This window comes from Streptomyces sp. NPDC033180, assembly GCF_055577645.1.
In genome coordinates this window covers 40,681-60,624 of record NZ_JBVIPU010000002.1, presented here as the reverse complement: position 1 = coordinate 60,624, position 19,944 = coordinate 40,681, and the positions used below count along the sequence as shown (strand labels likewise).

Sequence of the window (19,944 nt, the reverse complement as noted above, 5' to 3'; positions counted from 1 at the left end):
CTAGGTTCACAGGGCCGGCGACGGCATGCGCCTCTCGCGACCGTAAGGACGGGCCTCTCGTATGCATCAAGTGATCGAACTGGAGCGCGTGTTGAAGCGCTACGACAGCGCCGACGCGCCCGCGCTCGGACCGCTCACACTCAGCGTCGCCAGGGGCGAGGCCCTCGCCGTGACAGGTCCTTCCGGCAGTGGCAAGTCCACACTGCTGAACCTCGTCGCCGGCCTGGACAAGCCGACGGACGGTGCTGTGATCGTGGCCGGGCGGCGGATCGACCAGCTGAGCGAGCACGCCCTCGCCAAGTTCCGTCGCGCGCACATCGGCATGGCCTTTCAGTTCTTCAACCTCCTCGACGACCTCAACGTCACCGACAACATCCAGCTCCCGGCCCAGCTGACCGGGACCAGCCGACGCGAAGCCACGTCCCGCGCGGGCGAACTCATGGAGATGCTGGGCATCCAGAAGCACGCCCGCGCCTACCCGGGCCGACTGTCCGGAGGTGAACGCCAGCGAGTCGGCGTCGCCAGGGCGTTGATCAACCGGCCCGAGCTGCTGCTCGCCGACGAACCCACCGGTGCGCTCGACACCGCCTCGGGCCACGACGTCCGCAACCTGCTGATGGATCTGCACCGCGGCGGCCAGACCATCGTGCTGGTGACGCATGACCTATCACTGGCCGAGACCGTCGCGAGCCGCACGATCCACCTGGTCGACGGTCACCTCGCCCGCGATACGTACGCGCAGGCCGTCCGATGAGCCTGTTCAACGCCAGCGCACTGAGCCGGGTCGTGCGCTCCGGGGTGAGCCGACGACGGGTGCAGACCGTGGTGATCGCCATCGCCACGATGATGGCCGTGGCTTCGGCCGTGGTTGCCGGGTCGCTGATGGTCGCCGCGGCCGCACCCTTCGACCATGCCTTCACGAAGCAGCGGGGCGCGCACATCACCGCACAGTTCGATCCTGCCGAGGTGAGCAGGGCGAAACTGGCGGCGACCGGAAATCTGGACGGCGTCACCGCGAGTGCGGGACCGTACACCTCCACGGCGTTCCGCCCGGTGGATCAGACAGGATTCCGGCTTCCGACGCTGACCCTGGTCGGGCGTTCCGGCGCGGACGGTGCCGTGGACCGGGTGGAGCTCAAGTCCGGCCGCTGGGTGCAGAAGCCGGGCGAGATCGTGCTCAGCACGTCGTTCGAGGGGCCAGGCACCGAGATCGGCTCCACCCTCAGGACGTCGGGCACCTCGAACGCCCCAGCCCTCAAGGTCGTCGGCTTCGCCCTGTCCACCAGCAAGAGCGCCGACGCCTGGGCCACCCCGGCGCAGGTCGAAGCGGTGGCGTCGCAGGGCCACCCCGTCACGCATCAGATGCTCTACCGCTTCGACTCCGCGGCCACGAAGCAGCAGATCCTCGCCGTCCGGATGAAGCTCGACTCCGCCACGGGCTCCGGAGCACTGCTGGGTACGCAGTCCTGGCTGGACACCAAGCGCGCCGCGGATCAGGGTGCGTCAGCGACCGTCCCGTTCGTGATGGCTTTCGGTGTGCTCGGCATCGTGATGTCGGTGATCATCGTCAGCAGCGTGATCAGCGGTGCGGTCGGCACCGGTCTGCGCAGGATCGGCATCCTCAAGGCCATCGGCTTCACTCCGCGCGAGGTCGTGCGCGCCTACGTGGCCCAGGCGATGGTCCCGGCCGTCGCCGGCATCATCCTGGGGGTCCTGCTGGGCAACCTCCTGGCCGTGCCGATGCTGGCGGACACGGAGTCGGTGTACGGCACCGTCTCGCTTTCGGTCGCCTGGTGGGTGGATGTGGCAGTACCGGCCGCAGCCCTGCTCGTCGTGGGGCTCGCGGCGCTGATTCCCGCACGGCGGGCCGGAAGGCTGCACACGGTCGAGGCCATCGCGGTCGGCCGGGCGCCGCTCACGGGGCGCGGGCAGCGGGCGCACCGGGTGCTGGGGCGGCTGCCGCTGCCGCGACCGGTGACCTACGGTCTCGCGACCCCCTTCACGCATCCGGTCCGCGCCCTTGCGATGCTGCTCGCGGTGGCGTTCGGCACGATCGCCGTGACCTTCGCGGTGGGGCTGACTTCGTCCCTGGGCGCGATCAGCACGTCACAGGACCCGGAGAGCCGTGCCTCGGTCACCGTGACGACGGTCAGACTGAACGACATCGCACCCCCGCCGCCGCCTCCCGACGTGGGCGCTGAGGCGAGCCGGTCTCCCGTGGCCCGCAGCATGCCGGACCCGAGCAAGGCCAAGGTCGCCGACCCGGCGAAGGTGCGTTCCGCCATCAAGTCCCAGGCCGGCCTGGACTCGTACTACGGCAAGCTCCAGACCGAGGTCGTCGTGGCCGGCGCTTCCGGTTCGGTTCAGGCCAGCCTCTACGAAGGCGATTCACACGACGGCAGCTACGAGATGCTCGCCGGGCACTGGCTCGCTGGTAAGGGGCAGGTCGTGGTACCCACCCGCTTCCTGGAGCGGACCAGCACCAAGGTCGGCGACACCGTGCGGGTGACCTACGAGAAGGAGAGCGCCGACCTGAAGATCGTGGGCGAGTCCTTCGACACGTCGGGCGACCAGCTGGAGATCCACGCGGACATGGCCGATTTCCCGTCGGCCGAGCCCAGTACGTTCCTCGTCAAGGTGCAAGCCGGGGTCTCGGTGGACGACTACGCCCAGAAGCTCGCGTCGGTGGTGCGGCCGCTGGGCGGCGACGCCACGACCATCCCCCCGGCGGAGCAGAAGGGGGTCATCCTCATCATGCAGGCGATGGCCGGGCTGCTCACCCTCATGCTGGTCGCCGTAGCCGGCCTCGGCGTCCTCAACTCCGTCGTCCTCGACACCCGGGAGCGCGTCCACGACCTTGGCGTCTGCAAGGCGATCGGCATGACACCGCGGCAGACCGTGAGCCTCGTGCTCGCCTCGGTGGCCGCGATCGGTGTGATCGGCGGGCTGCTGGGCGTACCGGTGGGGTACGTGCTGCACGGCCTCGTCATGCCGGTCATGGCACGCGCTGTGGGCACCACCATGCCGTCGTCAGTGCTCGATGTGTACGGGCCGGCTCGGCTGCTCCTGCTGGGACTTGGCGCGGTGGTGCTCGCCGTGCTGGGTGCGCTGGTCCCGGCGGGCTGGGCGGCCAGGGCCCGTACGGCCACCGCACTACGCACCGAGTAGCGCCATGACCGCTCGGCAGCACGAAGCAGCTGGTCGCCATAGCAGGGGCGCCAGGCACAGTACGGGGAGCGCAGTGCTTGACCCTCACGCGGCGTCATGCCGCATGGTCAGTGACGTGGAGGAACGGCTTGTCGGAGCGGACAGACCATCGACCTGATCTGCCGCAAGGCAGGTCAGTCCGTCGCCGGCAACCGCACGTGTACCGCGTCCAGACGCCCCAGGGGTGGGTCACCGCTCGCTACGTGAAGGCCAACGGCGCGGTACCTCTCTGCAAGTGAACGAACCGTCCGCGATCCGTTCCTCGCTCCGCCCTGCGATGCTCACGGCACGGGACGGAGCGACTCGGTAGCGCTCCGGCATATGACGACCTCGGCTTCTAACCCGGGGTCAGGGGGCGTCGGCGGCGTTCGGCTTGTCAGGAGCGGTCGTGGAGAGTGACGTGGTACCCGTCGGGGTCGGCGAAGGTGAAGGTCCGGCCGAAGGGGCCGTCGATCGGCGCGGAGACGATGGTGTGACCGTCGGCGGCGAGAGCATCGTGGATGGCCTGGACATCGGTGGCGTGCAGCCAGATCGCGGCGCCGATGCCGGGCTGGGCGACGGATGCGAGATCCGTGCCGGGGATGACGTCGCGCAGTGCGAACGCGATCGGCTTCGTCTCGAAGACGACGGCGTGCGGAGGTCCGGCCTGCGAGCGGACGAGGCCGAGGTACTGCTCGTAGAACGCCTGCGAAGCGTGGAGGTCGCACGCCTGGAGCGAGATGAAGTCGGGGCCGGTGACGGGCATGATGATGCTCCTTCTCTTCGTGTCAGATTACTGACACGGGCCAAGGTATGTCAGAATGCTGACATGAGTCAAAACGGTGCCGGCGTCGACCTGGACAAATCACTGGGCTACCTGCTGAAAGAGGCTTCGAGCGCCCTGCGCGCCGCCATGGAGGAGGTGCTGCGACCCCTCGGGATGAGCGTGACGCACTACTCCTGCCTCGAACTGCTGGCTCAACGACCGGGCTTGTCGAACTCCGAGCTCGCGCGTGGCGCGTTTGTGACGCGGCAGTCGATGAACGTGCTGCTCCAGACGCTGGAGCGCGAGGGCTACGTGACCAGGCCCGCGGAAGCAGCCGTCGGGAAGGTTCTTCCGGCGCGGCTCACGCCGCGCGGCCGACGGAGCCTGGAGAAGGCGACCGTGGCGGTCCGGTCCGTCGAGGTCAGGATGCTGGGCGGCATGACCGAGACCGAGCAGTCGGGCGCGTTCCGGATCCTGCAGAGCATGATTCGTTCCCTGCGCGATGGCGGCGACGGCGCATAAGCCGTTCCTCGGCGTACGTCTCGCCGGACTCGGACAGAAATGAAGGACCCGCGCTTACGTCACCGCAGTCGGCGGCAGGTGCCGGCCGCTCAGGTGGCTTGCCGCGGTGGTGGGAGTTGACCGGTCAGAGCACTGTTCAGCGATTCCCGCGCCGGGCGATTCCCGCGACGAAGAGGTCCAGGGAGAACGCGAAGAGCGTGTCGAGAGTGTCGGGTTCCATGGCGCCGAGCTGCTTCAGGTGGGCAGTTCCGGGGGCAGTTCCGCCTCTGCTTCGGAGCGCAGCCACGGCGGCGGCAGTTGCCCCACGTCACCCGGTTCCAGGTGCGCGGCTGGCCGGTCGTACAGCCTGTCCTGCAGTTCCACGAAGCCCACCACGAGCCGGATCGTCTCCATGCACGCGCGACAGGCGTCCCGCAGCGACAGCCCCACGTCCTCGAAGAGCCCGATCAGGGCGTCCATGTTGCGGAGCATCGCCGGGTGGCGGGCCATCGCGATGTTTTCGCTCAACGCGAGAGTGGCCATGCCGGGATGGCGCCGGTAGTGCGCGCGCAGATCCCGGCAGTACGACCGAAGACTTTCCGCAACTTCGACACGGCCTCGCAAGGCAGCTACCTTCACCTGGCCAGTGGCGGTCGAGGCGGGTTTCTTCAGGCTGAGTGAACGCGCGAAGAGCTGCTGACGCCGCACGCCTCCACGTCCGTACGCCCAAGACGCCGGACCAGGTTCACGCCCTCGGTCAGGGGGATTCCCACCTGGCAGGACGGGGTTTCCAGGCTGCAGCACCTCTATGACCATGGCCCCGCTCCGCACGCCTTCACCTTCAGCCATTCGTTCGCGCCTGACGGAACTCTGGCGCGGTGAGTCAGACGGATCGGGTGTCCTTCCAGCGGGCCAGGGCTCGGGCCAGTTGGTCCGATGCGCGATCGGGGGCGCCGTCCGGGCCGGGCTGTCCTGCCGGGACGGGAAGGTCGACGCTGGGGTACCGGGGGTCTTCCTGGGCGGGGATGACGTCGGCGGTGTCGGCGAGCCAGTGCAGGATCGCCCGCTCCATCCGGGATTCGACGTCGGCGTGTTCGGTCCGGCCGGCGAGATTGATGCGCTCGTGGGGGTCACTGCTGCGGTGGTAGAGCTCGGGCTGTTCGTAGAGCCGCCAGACGTAGGCCCACTCCTGGTCGCGTACGGCAATGGTGCGGCCCACGAGTTCCGGCTGCTCGTGCTGCAGCGCGGCCTTGAGGTCATAGGGGAAACCGGCCGACTCGAGTTGGGGTTCCTCGGCGGTGGAGAAGCCGCCTTCGGTGAACGCGAACTGCCGGTGCGTGGTGCTCGGGTCGCGCAGCAGCGGCAGAAGGCTCTTGCCGAAGTGACGGTGGGGCGACCGGACCTGGGCCAGTTCCAGCACGGTGGGCACGAGGTCGATGAGTTCCACCATGGCTGCGGTGCGCTGTCCGGCGGGGAGGCCGCCACCGGAGATGACAAGCGGATCGCGGGTGATGCACGGGTGCATGGCGGAGGGCCACTTTTCGATCAGGCCGTAGTCGCCCAGGTATTCACCGTGGTCGGCGAAGAAGAAGGTGACGGTGTTGTCGTCGGCTCCGCTGTTGCGCAACGCATCGGTGAGACGGCCGAGTTGGTCGTCCATGCGGGAGATCATGCCGTAGTAGGTGGCGGTGATCTCGCGCCACATGTCGTCGCCGGTGTCCTCGATGCCGAATCGCTCGCGAATGGCCTGCATGAAGGCGGGTTCACGTGAGCCGTCGCCGGCGGCCGGAACCGGCAGGGGCAGGGCGTCCCGGTCGTACATGGAGAACCACGGCTCTTCGACCTCGAAGGGGCAGTGGGGGGCGATCAGCGGTACGAAAAGGGCCCAGGGGCGATCGGCGGGCGCGTCGGCCAGCCAGCGCTCGGCGGTACGGATCGTGGCTTCATCGGCGTCGACGCGCTGCTCATCGGAGGGAAGGCGCCCCCGGTAGTAGAGGCGGGCCCAGGTGTCGCCGCCGGGCCACGCGTCGCGCGGCGAGGGGGTGGGGAATGTGCTCGGGGTGACGCCGTAGCCGTACTCGTCGACGCTCAGTTCGGTGGCGCCGGGGGCGAAGGTGTCGCCGCGCATGCCGGGCCATGCGACGTGATATCCCGACTCCTTCAGGCTGCGCAGCACGTTTGGCTCCCAAGGCTGGAGCAGGTGCGTCAGCGTGCGATGGCCGTTGGTGTGCGGGTACCAGCCGGTGAGGAACGAGGCCCGGCTGGGGGAGCAGACGGGGTGTTGCACGTAGGCGTTGTCGAAGCGGGTGCCGCGCGCGGCCAGGGCATCCAGGTGGGGTGTGCGTACGTGAGGGTTGCCGAACGCGCCCAAGGAGTCGGCCCGCAGCTGGTCGGGGATGAAGAACAGGAAGTTGGGCCGTCGTGCGGTCATGGCGCTCCTCAGCTTGTTCCGGTGGCGGGCGTGAAAGCGAGTGGGACCGGCCACACGTGAAAACCGTACGATGAACGCTTTTGCGCGTCAACGGTCGGTCGCCGGAGACGGGAACCCGTTTGGAGCAGGGCATTGACGGCTGGAAACCGATCACATTACGGTTTTGGGTGTCGAGGGGTGCCACTGTTCGGGCATTGCCGTGTGCGGTGGGCCCCCACCTGTTGCCGGTCCGCTGAGTTCCGGCCCTCCAGACGGAGAGATCATGAAGACGTATGCCACCCGGTTCGGGGTTGCGGTGGCCGGTGCCACCGCAGCGGCTCTGCTCCTCTCCGGCTGCGGCGGAGGCAGCGGTTCACAAGGAGCCGGCGCGGACAAGCTCGACATCGCCACGATGACGAGCGCGCAGAGTCTGGATCCCTCCCAGGCGATCGGCGGCGCGCTGCCCTACTTCCAGGCGGTGTACGACACCCTGATCAAGCGGGATCCGGACGGCACCTTCCGGCCGATGCTCGCCACCAAGTGGACCTATGACAAGGACCGGACCGCGTTGTCCCTGACCCTGCGCAAGGGAGTGAAGTTCAGCGACGGCGCCGTCTTCGACGCCCCCGCGGTCAAGAAGAATCTGGAGCGCTTCAAGGATGGAGGCGGCGGGGCGGCGAAGTACCTCGCATCGCTCAAGAGTGTCGAGGTGACCGACGCCACGCACATCACCCTGCACCTGGGCTCACCGGACCCGGCGCTGCTGTTCTACCTCAGCGATGCGGCAGGGCTCATGGCCAGCCCGTCCAAGTTCAAGGGCGACTCCCTCAAGACGGCCCCCGTGGGCACCGGCCCGTACACGCTCGACAGGAGCAGGACCGCGGCCGGAAACAAGTATGTCTTCGAGCGCAAGGCGGACTACTGGGGGGACGAACTCCCCTACAAGACGCTGACCATCAGTGTCTTCGACAACGAGACCGCCATCGTCAACGGACTGAAGACCGGGCAGATCGACAGCGCGACCGTACAGGAGGCCAACCAGCAAGAGGCGATCGCCTCCGACACCCGCCTGAAGAAGACCAACTACAGCTTCGACTTCCAGGGCCTGTTGCTGTTCGACCGCGGCGGCGTGCGGACCCCTGCGCTGCGCGAGGCCAAGGTGCGGCAGGCCATCAACTACGCCCTGGACCGAAAGACCATGCTCGACAAGATCCGCCAGGGGCGGGGGGTGGCCACGGACCAAGTCTTCGGCCCGCAGACCAAGGCGTACGACAAGAGCCTGGACACGTACTACACGCACGACGCGGCGAAAGCGAAGAAGCTGCTGGCTCAGGCGGGTTACGCCAAGGGCTTCACCCTCAAGCTCCCGCGGGTGTCGGCGATTGTCAGCGACGCGTTGGCTTCCTCGATCGCCACCGACCTCAAGGCCGTGGGCATCAACGTGGTGTGGGATCAGTTGGACGGCAACACCGCGGTCCAGAAGATTTCCCGGGATCGGGCCTACTCGGCCATGGTGATGAACATCGGTCAGTCCTCGATCGACTGGGTGACGGCTCAGGACCTGGTGACCCCCGGTGCGTTCAACATGTTCGGTTCGAGTGACCCCACGGTGAAGAAGCTGCTGGCGCAGGTGCGGGCGGGTACGGAGGCGCAGTCGGCCGCCGCGGCCCGGGACCTCAACCGGCACCTCGTCGAGGAGGGTTGGTTCGCGCCCTTCTACCGGACGGCGTTCCAGTTGGTGTCGGGCAGTGACGTCAAGGTGGTGCCGCAGTCCGGCATGGGGGTTCCCTCGATCTACAGCTACACGCCGGCGTCCTGACGCCGACGTGACAGAGCCCCGGCTCGTCCGAGCCGGGGCTCTGTGCCGTTCAGGTCACTGCCAGGGCACGTCGGTGGCCGGGAAGTGCCGAAGGTTCCTCTCGCGCCACCAGCCGGCGTGCAGGCCGAGACGGTGGCGGTACTCCGCCCAGTCGGGAGCCTTGCCGGTCCAGGCCGCCTCGGCCACGCCGGGCAGACGCGGCAGCAGCAACGCGGTCACGTCGTCGATGCCGCGCAGCCGCTCGGCGAACAGCGTGGCTTCCACCCCCGCGATCTGTTCCTCGGGGACGGGGTGGCTCGACGGATCCCACCCGGCCGCGTGCCGGATGCTCTGCGGGCGGTAGGACGGGAAGCCGAGGGCGGCCTCGTCGGAGGGGCAGTCGGGCGGGGTGACGTCGCCGGAGTAGGGCCGGTCGAGATAGAGGTGCGACTGCGGAGACAGCAGGACGCGCCCTCCGGCGGCCACGATGCGGGCCACGTCGTAGTCGGAAGGAGCGAAGAACCGCTTCAGCGCGTGTGCGAAATCCAGGGTGAATCCCGCGGCTTGCAAGCGCGGGCGGGCGGCAAGGTCCTCGGCAGTCTCCGGGAGCTCCATCATCTGCGTGTCCACCCAGTGCTGGAGGATGTCCCCGGCTTCGACCCCCGCCCGTGACGCATCCTGCCAGGCGAGCGGCACCTTGCCGAACTTGCCCACCAGAGCGCGGGCTTGACGCACCGAAGAGGCGAACCCCTCCGCGGTCAGACCCAGCACCTCGTCCCCGCCGATGTGGACATACGGGCCGCGGGTGAGCGCACAGACGTCCGCGAGCACGGCCGAGACGGCTGTGTGGGTGCGAGGTTCGGTCAGGTCCAGCGGTGGAGTGAAGGACACCTTCGCCGGAAGACCATCGGGGGCGGGCGCTACCGGCAGATCGGGCAGTGCCTGGCGCAGGGCGGCGCAGTGGCCCGGCAGGTCGATCTCCGGTACGAGGGTGATGTGCCGCTGGGCTGCGTACTCCTGCAGCGCTTCGTACTCGGCGGCGGTGTAGTGGGTACGGACTGCCCCCTCGGCCGATCGCGTCAGTGCCGGCAGGGACGGGATCTCCAGACGCCAGCCCTCGTTGTCCGTCAGGTGCAGGTGCAGGACGTTGAGCTTGTACAGGGCGGCGACATCGATGAGACGGCGTATCTCGTCACCGGAGAGGAAGGTGCGGGCCGGATCGAGCATCAGACCGCGCCAGGCGAAGTGCGGGGCATCGCACACCACTTGGTGGCATAGCGCCCCCTCGGGGGCGGTGGTGAGCAGGAGCTGGGCTGCGCTCATCGCGGCCCGGAAGACCCCGGCGGCTGTGTGGGCACGGCACGTGATCCCCGCCCTGTCCACGGTGAGCCCGTACGACTCGTCCAAAGGCGCCGCCTCGCCGGTGGGGCAGACGCCGCGGGTGCGCCGCGGACGGGGTGGCGCGTTGTCATGGGTCAGGTGCAGGACGAGGCCGTCCCCCGGGTCGCCCGGGGGCAGCAGCCGGTGGCCGAGGTGCGGGGCCAGCAGATCCCGCACCGTGGCGGCCGTGGTCAGCAGCTGCGGGTCGGCCCGGACGTGCCAGGGACCGATGGCGGGAAGCGACCCGTCAGGTGTCTTGGTAAGCAGTGCGGGAGCGGGGATGACTGCGTTCATGGAGTCCTCCGCCGGCCGGTCCGGGTCCAGGGGCCCCGCGGCCGGATCGTCAGGTGCGGCGGCGGGGCGCCCCTGGTGCGTGGGCCGGTCCAGGCTGCGGCGCCCCCCACGGTTGCCTCTTTCGCCTGGACCGGCGACACATGTACGCTAACACGAAAACCGATCAATGAACGTTTTTGCGGTGGGGGGTCAACAGGTGCCCCGTCGCGAGAGGAGCAATGCGCATGACGACCGCGTCAGGGCTCGAACTGGCCCTGCCCGAAGGCTTTTTGATGGGGGCAGCGACCTCCGCCCACCAGGTCGAGGGCAACAACGTGGCCAGCGACTGGTGGGCGTGGGAGCACCGCCCGCAGTCGATCGTGGCGGAGCCGAGCGGGGACGCGGCGGACAGTTTCCACCGCTGGCCGCAGGACATGGACCTGCTCCGTGAACTCGGTTTCAACGCCTACCGGTTCAGCATCGAATGGGCGCGGATCGAGCCCGAGCCGGGCCGTATCTCGCGTGCGGCGCTGGAGCACTACCGGGCGATGGTGCGGGGCGCGGTCGATCGCGGTCTGACTCCGTTGGTGACGCTGCATCACTTCACCTCGCCGCGCTGGTTCAGTGAGCGCGGTGGCTGGCTTGCTTCGGATGCGCCAGAACTGTTCGCGTCGTACACGCGGACGGTGCTCGATGTCGTGGGCACGGGCGTGAGCCACGTAGCGACCATCAACGAGCCGAACATGGTGGCGCTGATGCACTCGCTGCGCCGGCTCGCCGCGGAGCACGGCTGGCCGGCACGGACCGAGGGACGCGAGGCCGGGGGAGCGGCGTTCGATCCGGCGACGGTGGAGCCGGACGAGGCGGTCACCGCGGCGCTGATCGAGGCGCACAGTGAAGCGGTGTCGATCCTTCGGCAGGCGGGGCTTCGGGCCGGGTGGACGATCGCCAACCAGGTGTACCAGGCCGAGCCGGGTGCGCAGGAGGTCGCGGCGGCGTACGCCAGGCCGCGCGAGGACGTCTTCCTGGAGGCGTCGCGGGGTGACGACTGGCTCGGCGTGCAGGCGTATACCCGCCACCTGATCGGCGAAGGGGGCCCGCTGCCCGTCCCGGACGGCGCGCGGACGACGCTGACCGGCTGGGAGGTCTACCCCGATGCGCTGGGCCAGGCGATCGCCCACACGGTCAAGACGGTGGGGCCGCGGATGCCGCTGTTCGTCACGGAGAACGGCATCGCCACCGCGGACGACGCGGAGCGTATTGCCTACACCCGGCAGGCGCTGGCGAGTCTGGCCGGTGAGATGGAGCGGGGCGCGGACGTGCGGGGCTACTTCCACTGGAGCGCGCTGGACAACTACGAATGGGGCACCTACCGGCCTACGTTCGGCCTCATCGAGGTCGACCCTGTCACCTTCGCCCGCACCCCCAAACCGTCGGCACGGTGGCTGGGCTCGCTGTCCCGCAGTGGCCGGATTCCGGGTCCGGACGCGCACGACGCCGTGCGCGCCGAACGTTAGGGTGGCCCGTATGGCGAAACGGGGTCCCTACGAAAAGGGCGAGGCCAAACGCAAGGAGATCCTTCAGGCCGCTCTGGAGATCTTCGCAGCCGAGGGGTACCGCGGTACCTCTCTGCGCAAGGTCGCGGCCAAGTGCAGTCTCAGCCTTCCCGGTCTGATGCACTACTTCGAATCCAAGGAGGACCTGCTCACGCAGGTCTTGCGTATGCGGGACGAATCCGCCCGTCTGCGCCACGAGCACCGCCCGCAGCCCGACCGGTACCAGGCGGTCATCCAGGAGGCGGCCAACACCCCGGGGCTGGTGGAACTGTTCGTCTCCATGGCAGCCGCGGGCAGCGATCCGAAGCATCCGGCGCATGCGTACTTCGCGGACCGCTACCCGTCCATGCGTGAGCAGCTGGCGGAACACCTGCGGAAGAGGATGGATGAGGGTGCGCTGCGGTCGAGCGTTCCGCCGGCACGGCTGGCGGCCCTCGCCATCGCGGCGATCGACGGCATTCAGCTGCAGTGGCTGACGGACCACTCGGTCGACATGCAGCAGCCGATCGACGATCTCGTGTCGCTGCTGACTCCCGACCCACCTGCCTGACGTACGCGAAAGGTGCTGTGGAGTGGCTTGTTGCCTGCTCCACAGCACCTGGCCGGCGCGCTGTCTTGTCACCTCCGGCCGGTATCCCCTGGGCACGGTGCCGAACGGCGTGGTGAGGGTGGCCGGTTCGCCGGTGGAGGAGCGCTGGGGCACGATGGACTGCCGACGGAGCCGCTCCCGGGTGCGCTGGGCGCTGGGGGCATGAGCCAGGTCGCGCGCAGGCCGTTGCACCCGGGCCGCGGTGAATCCCTCCACCGCGGCCTCGAGGTCCGTCATCTCAGTCCCCCGGCCGGTCCCGCGCGGTGTCAGTCTGCCTGCGCCTCCTGAGCCTGCGCGGCCAGCTTCGGCACGTCGTCGGGGGAGACGGGGCTCTGCGGAAACTCGGAGATCACGTCCAGCGGAACACCTGCCAGGAACCGCCGCAGCGCGGGATCGGTCAAGGCGCCGCCCGTGTCCGGGCCGCTCCGGCGGGCGAACGCCTCCTGAAGCAGCGGCCCCCCGATCGGATGGGCGAACCACTCGGCCAACGTGTTGCGGCCGTTGAGCCGCAGGCGCGACGGGTCACCCTCGATGTCGACGGGCATCGACCGCCGGATGTCCCGCGACGAAGCTCCCACATCGACGCGGTAGGTACCGTTCTCGACGCGCCAGCCGCCCTCGCGCTCGCTGTAGTACGCCAGATCCGCACGCTCCACGGTCACGGCGACCGTCCGCCGCTCGCCCGGGGCCAGCTCGACATCGGCGAAGCCGCGCAGCTCCCGTGGCGGCCGGGAGACGGCGGAGCCGGTCGGGCCGCCCACGTAGACCTGGACGACTTCCCGCCCGGCCCGGCGGCCGGAGTTGGTGACGCTCACCGTGACCTCCAGTGCGGTCCCTTCCTTGCTCCGGACCACGCAGAGGTCGTCGTAGGCGAACGTGGTGTAGGCCAGGCCGTGTCCGAAGGGGAAGGCGACGTCGCTGCGGCGCGCGTCATGTCCCCGGTAGCCGACGAACACCCCCTCGCCATAGCGGACGTGACCTTCCTCGCCGGGGAACGACAGATGGGAGGGCGAGTCCTCGAGCCGGACCGGAAGCGTTTCAGCGAGTCGGCCGCTGGGGGCGGCCTCGCCGAACAGCACCCGGGCCAGCGCGCTCCCCGCTGCCTGGCCCAGCAGCCACCCCTCGATCAGGGCGGGGACCTGCTCGTGCCAGGGGGCGGTGCGCACCACACCCCCGTTGGACAGGACGACGACGACCCGCGGGTGGGCGGCGGTGAGCTGTTTCAGGAGGGCGGTCTGCTGGGGTGGCAGGTCGATGTGGTCGCGGTCGAAGCCTTCGGACTCGTCCTGGGCGGCGAGCCCCAGGAAGAGCACCACTGTGTCGCTGTGCGCGGCGAGTTGGAGTGCCTGGCGCGTCAGTTCCTCGTCCGGCACCTCGGGTGCCGACGAGTCCGGAAGGAGGTAGCCGGGTGTGAACTCGACGGTGGCTCCGCGGGCGAGGCCCTGCAGTTCCTCCAGTGGGGTGTCCACACGGGTGGGGGAGACCTGAGAGCTGCCTGCTCCCTGGAACCGTGGTGTGCGAGCGAGCTCGCCGATGACGGCGATGCTGCCGACGGAGGGGTCCAGGGGCAGCAGTTCGCCCTCGTTCTTGAGCAACACGATGGAACGCTCGGCCGCCTCGCGGGCCAGTGCGTGATGAGCATCGAGGAGCTCGGCGTCGGCGGGCACCGACGGGTTCGCGTCGGCCGCGGTGGCTCGCCGGGCGAACAGCTCCAGTCGTCGCACCGCTTCGTCAAGACACGCCGTGTCCAAGGCGCCCTCTTCGACACCGGCACGGACCTCGTGGTCGGGGCGCCCGTCGGCGCCGGGCATCTGCAGGTCGAGCCCGGCGCGCAAGGCGGCGACCCGGTCGCGGACGGCGCCCCAGTCGGACATCACCACCCCGTCGAAGCCCCACTCGTCGCGCAGGACGGTGGTCAGGAGCCGCTCGTTCTCGCACAGGGGCACACCGTTCACGGCGTTGTACGACGCCATGACCGACCAGGGGCGCTCGCGCCGCACGACGCGTTCGAAGGCGCGCAAGTAGATCTCGCGCAGCGGCCGCTCGTCGATGTCGGCAGTGACCCGCATACGGTCGGTCTCCTGGTTGTTCGCCGCGTAGTGCTTCAAGGCCGCACCCACGCCCGACTGCTGCAGGCCGCGCACCATCGCGCCTCCCAACTCGGCGGACAGCAACGGGTCTTCGGAGAAGTACTCGAAGTTCCGGCCGCACAGCGGCGACCGCTTGATGTTGATTCCCGGGCCGAGCACGACATGGATGCCGAACGCCCGTGCCTCGGCGGCGATGGCGGATGCGACGCGCTCGGCGAGCGCGGGGTCCCAGCTGCTGCCCAGCGCCACCGCCGGCGGGAAACACGTCGCCGGCGCGGCGCTGCGCAGGTCCGTCTGACCTCCGTCACCCCGCTCCCTGGGCAGCCGGAGCCCGTGTGGTCCGTCGGACATCCGCACGGCCGGGACGCCGGGTGCCTCCTGCGTGGTGAAGTCGCCGTCACCACTGGTCAGCGACGCTTTCTGGGCGAGTGAAAGGGCACCTTCGGCAGCATGCTGATCGGTCATTCTGTCCCGCTCTGCTCGGTGACACGGCGGCGTGCGCCAGGAGAGCCAAAAACGTAGAGTGATCGGTTTTTGGTGTCAAGGAGCCCCTCTCCAGTCTCCGTGTGTGCCCGTTGAAGACCCGGTGTGATGCATTGACGGTCAGAAACCAAACACTTTATGGTTTTCGCGTCGGGTGTCGGCCTCCGGGCGACGCGCGTCCCCCAGGCCATACATGAAGAAGAGGTACGGCATGACGCTGCACGACCCGCCTGCTCAGCTCCGTCCGGCGCCCTTCCGTGCCGGTCGCCGGTCGCCCGCCCTGCGAATCGCCCTGACCGCGGCCGTCGCGGCGGCGGTCTCCGTAGGGCTCGCCCACCCTGCTGCCGCCCGACCGGGCGGGACAGAGGACCGCGCTGCAGGGGAGGCCGAGCAGGGCGCCCACTACGTCGCACTGGGGGACTCCTACAGCTCCGGACTGGGAATCCCCGACGAGGTCGACCTCAACTGCGGCCGCTCGAACCACAATTACGCATCACTGGTGGCCCAGGCCGTCAACGCCGACACCTTCACGGACGTCACCTGCGCAGGCGCGGAGACCCGTCACCTGACCGAGCGGCAAGAATCCGCACCGCCGCAGCTGGACGCGCTGCGCCCCGACACCAGCCTCGTCACGCTCGGGATCGGCGGCAACGACCTCGGGCTGAGCGGCATCGTCACCCGATGCGTCCTGCTCGGCAAGGTCGATGCCGACGGAGCGCCCTGCAAGGCCAGTTACACCCTCCTGGGGCAGGACGAGATCCGCCGCCGGATCAACACCATCGCGCCCCGGATCGACGCCGTGCTGAACGAGATCCACGCCCGATCCCCCCAGGCTGAGGTTCTGCTCGTCGGCTACCCGGCGATCGTGCCCGACGACGGCGGCGCCTGCCGCGACCTGATCCCCTTCGCCACGGGCGACTTCCCCTGGTTCAGGGACAAGGCGAAACAGCTCAACTCGATGCTCGCCCAGCAGGCCAACGTCTACGACGCCACCTACATCGACGCCTACGGCCCCTCAGTGGGACACGACGCGTGCAAACCGGCCGAGGAACGCTGGGTCGAACCCGAGGCAACCGACAGCGCTGCCGGGTTCCACCCCAACACGGCCGGGCACGAAAGCGTGGCGCAGGCGGTGCTGACCGCTCTCGGACGCTAGCGGCCCGTCCGCCGGCAACGGCGGGCCTCCTGCCCCTCCGCCACCGAGGACGCCCGCCCTCTGCACGGGCGGCCGGTCCTCGCACGCGACTCTTCCGGCCAATCGGCCGCCGGACCTGGACACCAACATGCTGACCTTCATCGCCCGCAGAATCGCGGCAGGAGCCGTCCTGCTCCTGGTCATCTCCCTACTGTCGTATGTGCTGTTGTCGATCCCCGACCTCGACGTGGGCAGGCAGCTCCTCGGACAGGCGGCCGACCAGACCGCGGTTGACGCCAAGAACGCCTCCCTGGGCTTGGACCGGTCCGTACCCGCCCAGTACGTCGACTGGCTCTCCCACGCGGTGCGAGGGGACCTCGGCACGTCGTGGTTCACGAGTGAGGACGTGACCCAGGCCGTGGCCAACCGACTGCCGGTCACCCTCAGCCTCATGCTCGGCGTCACCCTGGTCACCGCACTCGTCTCGTTCCTGCTGGGCGTGTGGGCAGGGGTACGGCGTGGCGCAGTGGACCGGCTCGTGCAGGTCATCGCCGTACTCGGCTACGCCCTGCCCGGCTTCCTGCTGACCCTCGTACTCGTCCTGGTCTTCGCGGTGAACCTCAACTGGTTCCCCGCCATCGGCTACACCGCCCTCGGCGAGTCACCCACCGGCTGGCTGTCCACGATCACGCTGCCCGTGCTCTCCCTGTCGGTGGCCTCCATCGCGGGCGTGTCCCAGCAAGTGCGTGGCGCCGTCATCGACGTCCTGCGCCAGGACTACATCCGCACCCTGCGAGCGCGCGGTCTGTCCTCCCGCCGCATCGTGTTCAAGCACGTCCTGCGCAACGCCTCCGCACCCGCACTGTCCCTCCTGGGCATGCAGTTCGTCGGCCTGTTGGGCGGCGCCGTACTGGTCGAGCAGATCTTCGGCCTGCCCGGCATCGGCAGCATGACGGTCGCCTACACCACCCGCGGCGACATCCCGGTCATCATGGCCCTGGTCATGCTCACCGTCATCGGAGTCGTCCTGATCAACCTTGCCGTCGACATCCTGATCGGCTGGCTCAACCCGAAGGCGAGAGTGGCATGAGCCAGACCCCTCCGGTGGATCCGGCACCGGCCGAGACAGCCGGCGTGCGCCGCGGCGGCGCGCTGCGCCGACTTCTGCGCAACCCGCTCGGCGCGCTGTCCGTGGCGCTCCTGGCCGCCATCGTGCTCGCCGCACTGCTGGCCCCCCTGCTCGCATCCCAGGAGCCGGGCGCCGCCACGCTGGCGGACGCCTTCGCCGGACCGAGCGGCGCCCATCCGCTCGGCATGGACTCCGCCGGACGCGACATCCTCTCGCGCATCCTGTACGGCGGCCGCAACACGCTGGCGGGCGCGCTCATCGCGCTCGGCGTCGCTCTGGCGCTCGGAATCCCCTCGGGACTCTTCGCCGGCTACTACGGCGGCAAGTTCGACGCGATCGCCGCCTGGGTCGTCAATCTCGTCATGGCCCTGCCCGCCATGGTCGTCCTGCTTGCCTCGCGGGCGATCCTCGGCCCCGAGGTATGGGTGCTGATGATCGTCCTCGGCGTCCTCGTGGCCCCCAGCTTCTTCCGCCTGGTGCGCGGCATCGTCGCCGACGTGCGCCGCGAGCTGTACATCGACGCCGCACGCATCTCCGGTCTCTCCGACTCCCGCATCGTGGCCCGGCACGTCCTGATCGTCGTACGCGGCCCCATCATCATCCAGGTCGCCCTCGTGGCTGGGATCGCGATCGGCCTGCAGGCGGGCCTGGAATTCCTCGGCGTGGGCAGCGGCTCCGAAGCGACCTGGGGCGTCATGCTCAACGAGGCGTTCCAGAACATCGAACGCCGGCCGACGCTCATGCTGTGGCCCGGCCTGGCCCTCGGACTGACCAGCGGCGCCCTCGTCCTTTTGGCCACGGCCCTGCGCGACGCTCTTGAGGACCGCGCTGCGGGCACCCCCCGCCCCGCCCGACGCGCTCCAACATCCGGCCCCACCTTGCCCACCGCGGACGAGCAGGACGAGCGCGCCGACCTGCTGTCCATCCGCGGTCTGGCAGTGGCCTACGCACAGCTCGACGGCACCACCAAAGAGGTCGTCCACGGCGTGGACCTGGATGTCCGCCCAGGCGAAATCGTCGGCTTGGTCGGCGAATCCGGCTCGGGCAAGACACAGACCGCCTTCTCCATCCTCGGCATCCTGCCCGATGGCGGGCACATCAGCCGGGGCTCCATCCGCGTGAGCGGCCACGAGGTGGCCGGCCTCGCCGAACGGACCCACCGAACGCTGCGCGGCACGACAGTGGCCTACGTACCGCAGGAACCCATGAGCAACCTCGACCCGGCCTTCACCATCGGCAGCCAACTCACCGAGCCCATGCGCCCAGTCCTCGGACTGTCCCGCAAGGCGGCCGCCGACCGTGCCATCGACCTGCTGCGCATGGTCGAGATCCCAGACCCCCAGCAGGTCGCCCGGCGTTACCCCCACGAGATCTCCGGCGGCATGGCCCAGCGCGTCCTGATCGCCGGCGCCATGTCCTGCGACCCGAAACTGCTTATCGCCGACGAACCCACCACCGCCCTCGACGTCCGCGTCCAGGCCGACATCCTCGATCTGCTGCGCCGCCTGCAGCAAGAACGCGACCTCGGCGTCCTTCTCGTGACCCACAACCTCGGCGTCGTCGCAGACCTCTGCGACCGCGTCGCCGTGATGAACCGTGGCCGCATCGTCGAGACCGGCGCCACCGCCCGCGTTCTCGACACTCCGCGCGACCCGTACACGCGCACCCTGCTCGGTGCCGTCCTGGACGACGAACCCGCCCGCAACCCCTGGCAGCCACGCGAGGCAAGGAGCACCACCGCGTGAACACCCCTCGTATCGACCGGACGACATCCGCATCGGCCGCGCCACTCCTGTCCCTGCAGAAAGTGCACGTCTCCTTCCCCGCAAAGGGCTGGCGTGCCACCGGAACCGCGGTACTCAGGGGCGTCGACCTCGACGTGCGACCCGGCGAAACCCTCGGCCTCGTCGGCGAGTCCGGGTCCGGAAAGACCACCATAGGCCGCGCCATCCTCGGCCTCGTCCCTCTCTCCGCCGGCAGCATCACCTTCGACGGCGAGCGCATCGACACAGCCGGACGGTCACGGCGTCGCGCCCTCAGCCGTGACCTCCAGGTCGTCTTCCAGGACCCCTACACCTCTCTCAACCCGTCCCTCACCATCGGCGACACCCTCGCCGAACCGCTCATCGCTCAGGGCGTCGGATCCAAGCAGGCCCGCGACCGCATCAGCAGCCTCCTCGAACGCGTCCACCTGCCTGCCGACACCAGCACGCGCCTGCCGCGCGAGTTCTCCGGCGGGCAGCGCCAACGCGTCGCCATCGCCCGGGCGTTGGCCCTGGACCCTCGCTTGATCGTCTGTGACGAACCCGTCTCCGCGCTCGACCTGACCACCCAGCGCACCATCCTCGACCTCCTTCTGGAGATCCAGGACACCACCGATGTCGCCTATCTCTTCGTTACCCACGACCTCGCAGTCGTGCGCTGCATGAGCCACCGTGTCGCCGTCATCCGCCACGGCGAGATCGTCGAGACCGGCGACGCCGACCACATCACCCGGACCCCCGCCCACCCCTACACCAAATCCCTGCTCTTGGCCGCGCCCGTCGCAGATGTCACCGAACAGCGCCTGCGCCGGGGCAGGCGCGCTGCCTCGGCCTAGGGCCTGTCTTGAGTCGGGGTCGAGATGCTGGCTGGTCTTCCGGTGATCG

At 69.3% G+C, this 19,944-nt stretch carries 15 protein-coding genes and 1 pseudogene; 11 read left to right on the top strand and 5 right to left on the bottom strand.

What is annotated here, in order from left to right; all coding sequences use genetic code 11:
• Nucleotides 1–61: 61 nt before the first annotated feature.
• Together ACZ5WE_RS06840 and ACZ5WE_RS06835 are read left to right on the top strand one after the other, a co-directional pair.
• On the top strand, nucleotides 62–754 hold the full coding sequence (locus ACZ5WE_RS06840; RefSeq protein ID WP_467685048.1) for an ABC transporter ATP-binding protein: 693 nt from the start codon (nucleotides 62–64) through the stop codon (nucleotides 752–754).
• On the top strand, nucleotides 751–3,168 hold the full coding sequence (locus ACZ5WE_RS06835) for an ABC transporter permease (RefSeq protein ID WP_467685050.1): 2,418 nt from the start codon (nucleotides 751–753) through the stop codon (nucleotides 3,166–3,168). The genes ACZ5WE_RS06840 and ACZ5WE_RS06835 overlap by 4 nt, the downstream gene beginning before the upstream one ends.
• Before the next feature lie 415 nt (nucleotides 3,169–3,583).
• Here the strand turns inward: ACZ5WE_RS06835 and ACZ5WE_RS06830 are convergent, their stop codons facing one another.
• The gene (locus tag ACZ5WE_RS06830) at nucleotides 3,584–3,952 is read right to left on the bottom strand and encodes a VOC family protein (RefSeq protein WP_467685052.1); all 369 of its coding nucleotides are present in this window, start codon (nucleotides 3,950–3,952) and stop codon (nucleotides 3,584–3,586) included.
• 63 nt (nucleotides 3,953–4,015) lie between these two features.
• Here ACZ5WE_RS06830 and ACZ5WE_RS06825 point away from each other — a divergent pair, with 63 nt between their 5' ends.
• A complete protein-coding gene (locus tag ACZ5WE_RS06825; RefSeq protein WP_467685054.1) occupies nucleotides 4,016–4,474 on the top strand; it encodes a MarR family winged helix-turn-helix transcriptional regulator in 459 nt (152 codons plus the stop codon).
• Nucleotides 4,475–4,708: 234 nt separating this feature from the next.
• Here ACZ5WE_RS06825 and ACZ5WE_RS06820 read toward each other — a convergent pair whose 3' ends face one another.
• Complete coding sequence (locus tag ACZ5WE_RS06820) at nucleotides 4,709–5,269, bottom strand: TetR/AcrR family transcriptional regulator C-terminal domain-containing protein (protein WP_467685056.1); 561 nt, start codon at nucleotides 5,267–5,269, stop codon at nucleotides 4,709–4,711.
• On the opposite strand from ACZ5WE_RS06820, the pseudogene ACZ5WE_RS06815 reads away from it, so the two are divergent.
• Nucleotides 5,219–5,335 (top strand): annotated as a pseudogene (locus ACZ5WE_RS06815) (DUF3291 domain-containing protein); the annotation flags it as partial. The gene ACZ5WE_RS06820 and the pseudogene ACZ5WE_RS06815 overlap by 51 nt on opposite strands.
• A 1-nt stretch (nucleotide 5,336) precedes the next feature.
• On the opposite strand, the gene ACZ5WE_RS06810 reads toward ACZ5WE_RS06815, so the two are convergent.
• Nucleotides 5,337–6,884, bottom strand: coding sequence for a sulfatase-like hydrolase/transferase (locus ACZ5WE_RS06810; RefSeq protein ID WP_467685058.1), 1,548 nt, complete (start codon nucleotides 6,882–6,884; stop codon nucleotides 5,337–5,339).
• 262 nt (nucleotides 6,885–7,146) lie between these two features.
• On the opposite strand from ACZ5WE_RS06810, the gene ACZ5WE_RS06805 reads away from it, so the two are divergent.
• A complete protein-coding gene (locus ACZ5WE_RS06805; protein ID WP_467685060.1) occupies nucleotides 7,147–8,682 on the top strand; it encodes an ABC transporter substrate-binding protein in 1,536 nt (511 codons plus the stop codon).
• A gap of 54 nt (nucleotides 8,683–8,736) precedes the next feature.
• Here ACZ5WE_RS06805 and ACZ5WE_RS06800 read toward each other — a convergent pair whose 3' ends face one another.
• A complete protein-coding gene (locus ACZ5WE_RS06800; RefSeq protein WP_467685062.1) occupies nucleotides 8,737–10,335 on the bottom strand; it encodes a family 20 glycosylhydrolase in 1,599 nt (532 codons plus the stop codon).
• 224 nt (nucleotides 10,336–10,559) lie between these two features.
• Here ACZ5WE_RS06800 and ACZ5WE_RS06795 point away from each other — a divergent pair, with 224 nt between their 5' ends.
• Together ACZ5WE_RS06795 and ACZ5WE_RS06790 are read left to right on the top strand one after the other, a co-directional pair.
• Nucleotides 10,560–11,831: a glycoside hydrolase family 1 protein gene (locus ACZ5WE_RS06795; RefSeq protein WP_467685064.1), complete on the top strand. Its 1,272-nt coding sequence runs from the start codon at nucleotides 10,560–10,562 to the stop codon at nucleotides 11,829–11,831.
• Nucleotides 11,832–11,841: 10 nt separating this feature from the next.
• On the top strand, nucleotides 11,842–12,420 hold the full coding sequence (locus ACZ5WE_RS06790) for a TetR/AcrR family transcriptional regulator (protein ID WP_467685066.1): 579 nt from the start codon (nucleotides 11,842–11,844) through the stop codon (nucleotides 12,418–12,420).
• Nucleotides 12,421–12,725: 305 nt separating this feature from the next.
• On the opposite strand, the gene ACZ5WE_RS06785 is transcribed toward ACZ5WE_RS06790, so the two are convergent.
• Complete coding sequence (locus ACZ5WE_RS06785; protein ID WP_467685068.1) at nucleotides 12,726–15,014, bottom strand: glycoside hydrolase family 3 C-terminal domain-containing protein; 2,289 nt, start codon at nucleotides 15,012–15,014, stop codon at nucleotides 12,726–12,728.
• Between the two features lie 229 nt (nucleotides 15,015–15,243).
• Here ACZ5WE_RS06785 and ACZ5WE_RS06780 point away from each other — a divergent pair, with 229 nt between their 5' ends.
• The 4 genes from ACZ5WE_RS06780 (at nucleotide 15,244) to ACZ5WE_RS06765 (ending at nucleotide 19,895) form a co-directional block, all read left to right on the top strand.
• Entirely contained in the window at nucleotides 15,244–16,188 is a 945-nt protein-coding gene (locus ACZ5WE_RS06780; RefSeq protein WP_467685070.1) for an SGNH/GDSL hydrolase family protein, read from the top strand.
• A gap of 127 nt (nucleotides 16,189–16,315) precedes the next feature.
• Nucleotides 16,316–17,257 carry an ABC transporter permease gene (locus ACZ5WE_RS06775; protein WP_467685072.1) on the top strand — a complete coding sequence of 314 codons (942 nt, stop codon included), beginning with the start codon at nucleotides 16,316–16,318 and terminating at the stop codon, nucleotides 17,255–17,257.
• Complete coding sequence (locus ACZ5WE_RS06770) at nucleotides 17,254–19,041, top strand: dipeptide/oligopeptide/nickel ABC transporter permease/ATP-binding protein (protein WP_467685074.1); 1,788 nt, start codon at nucleotides 17,254–17,256, stop codon at nucleotides 19,039–19,041. The genes ACZ5WE_RS06775 and ACZ5WE_RS06770 overlap by 4 nt, the downstream gene beginning before the upstream one ends.
• A complete protein-coding gene (locus ACZ5WE_RS06765; protein WP_467685076.1) occupies nucleotides 19,038–19,895 on the top strand; it encodes an ABC transporter ATP-binding protein in 858 nt (285 codons plus the stop codon). The genes ACZ5WE_RS06770 and ACZ5WE_RS06765 overlap by 4 nt, the downstream gene beginning before the upstream one ends.
• Nucleotides 19,896–19,944 lie beyond the last annotated feature (49 nt).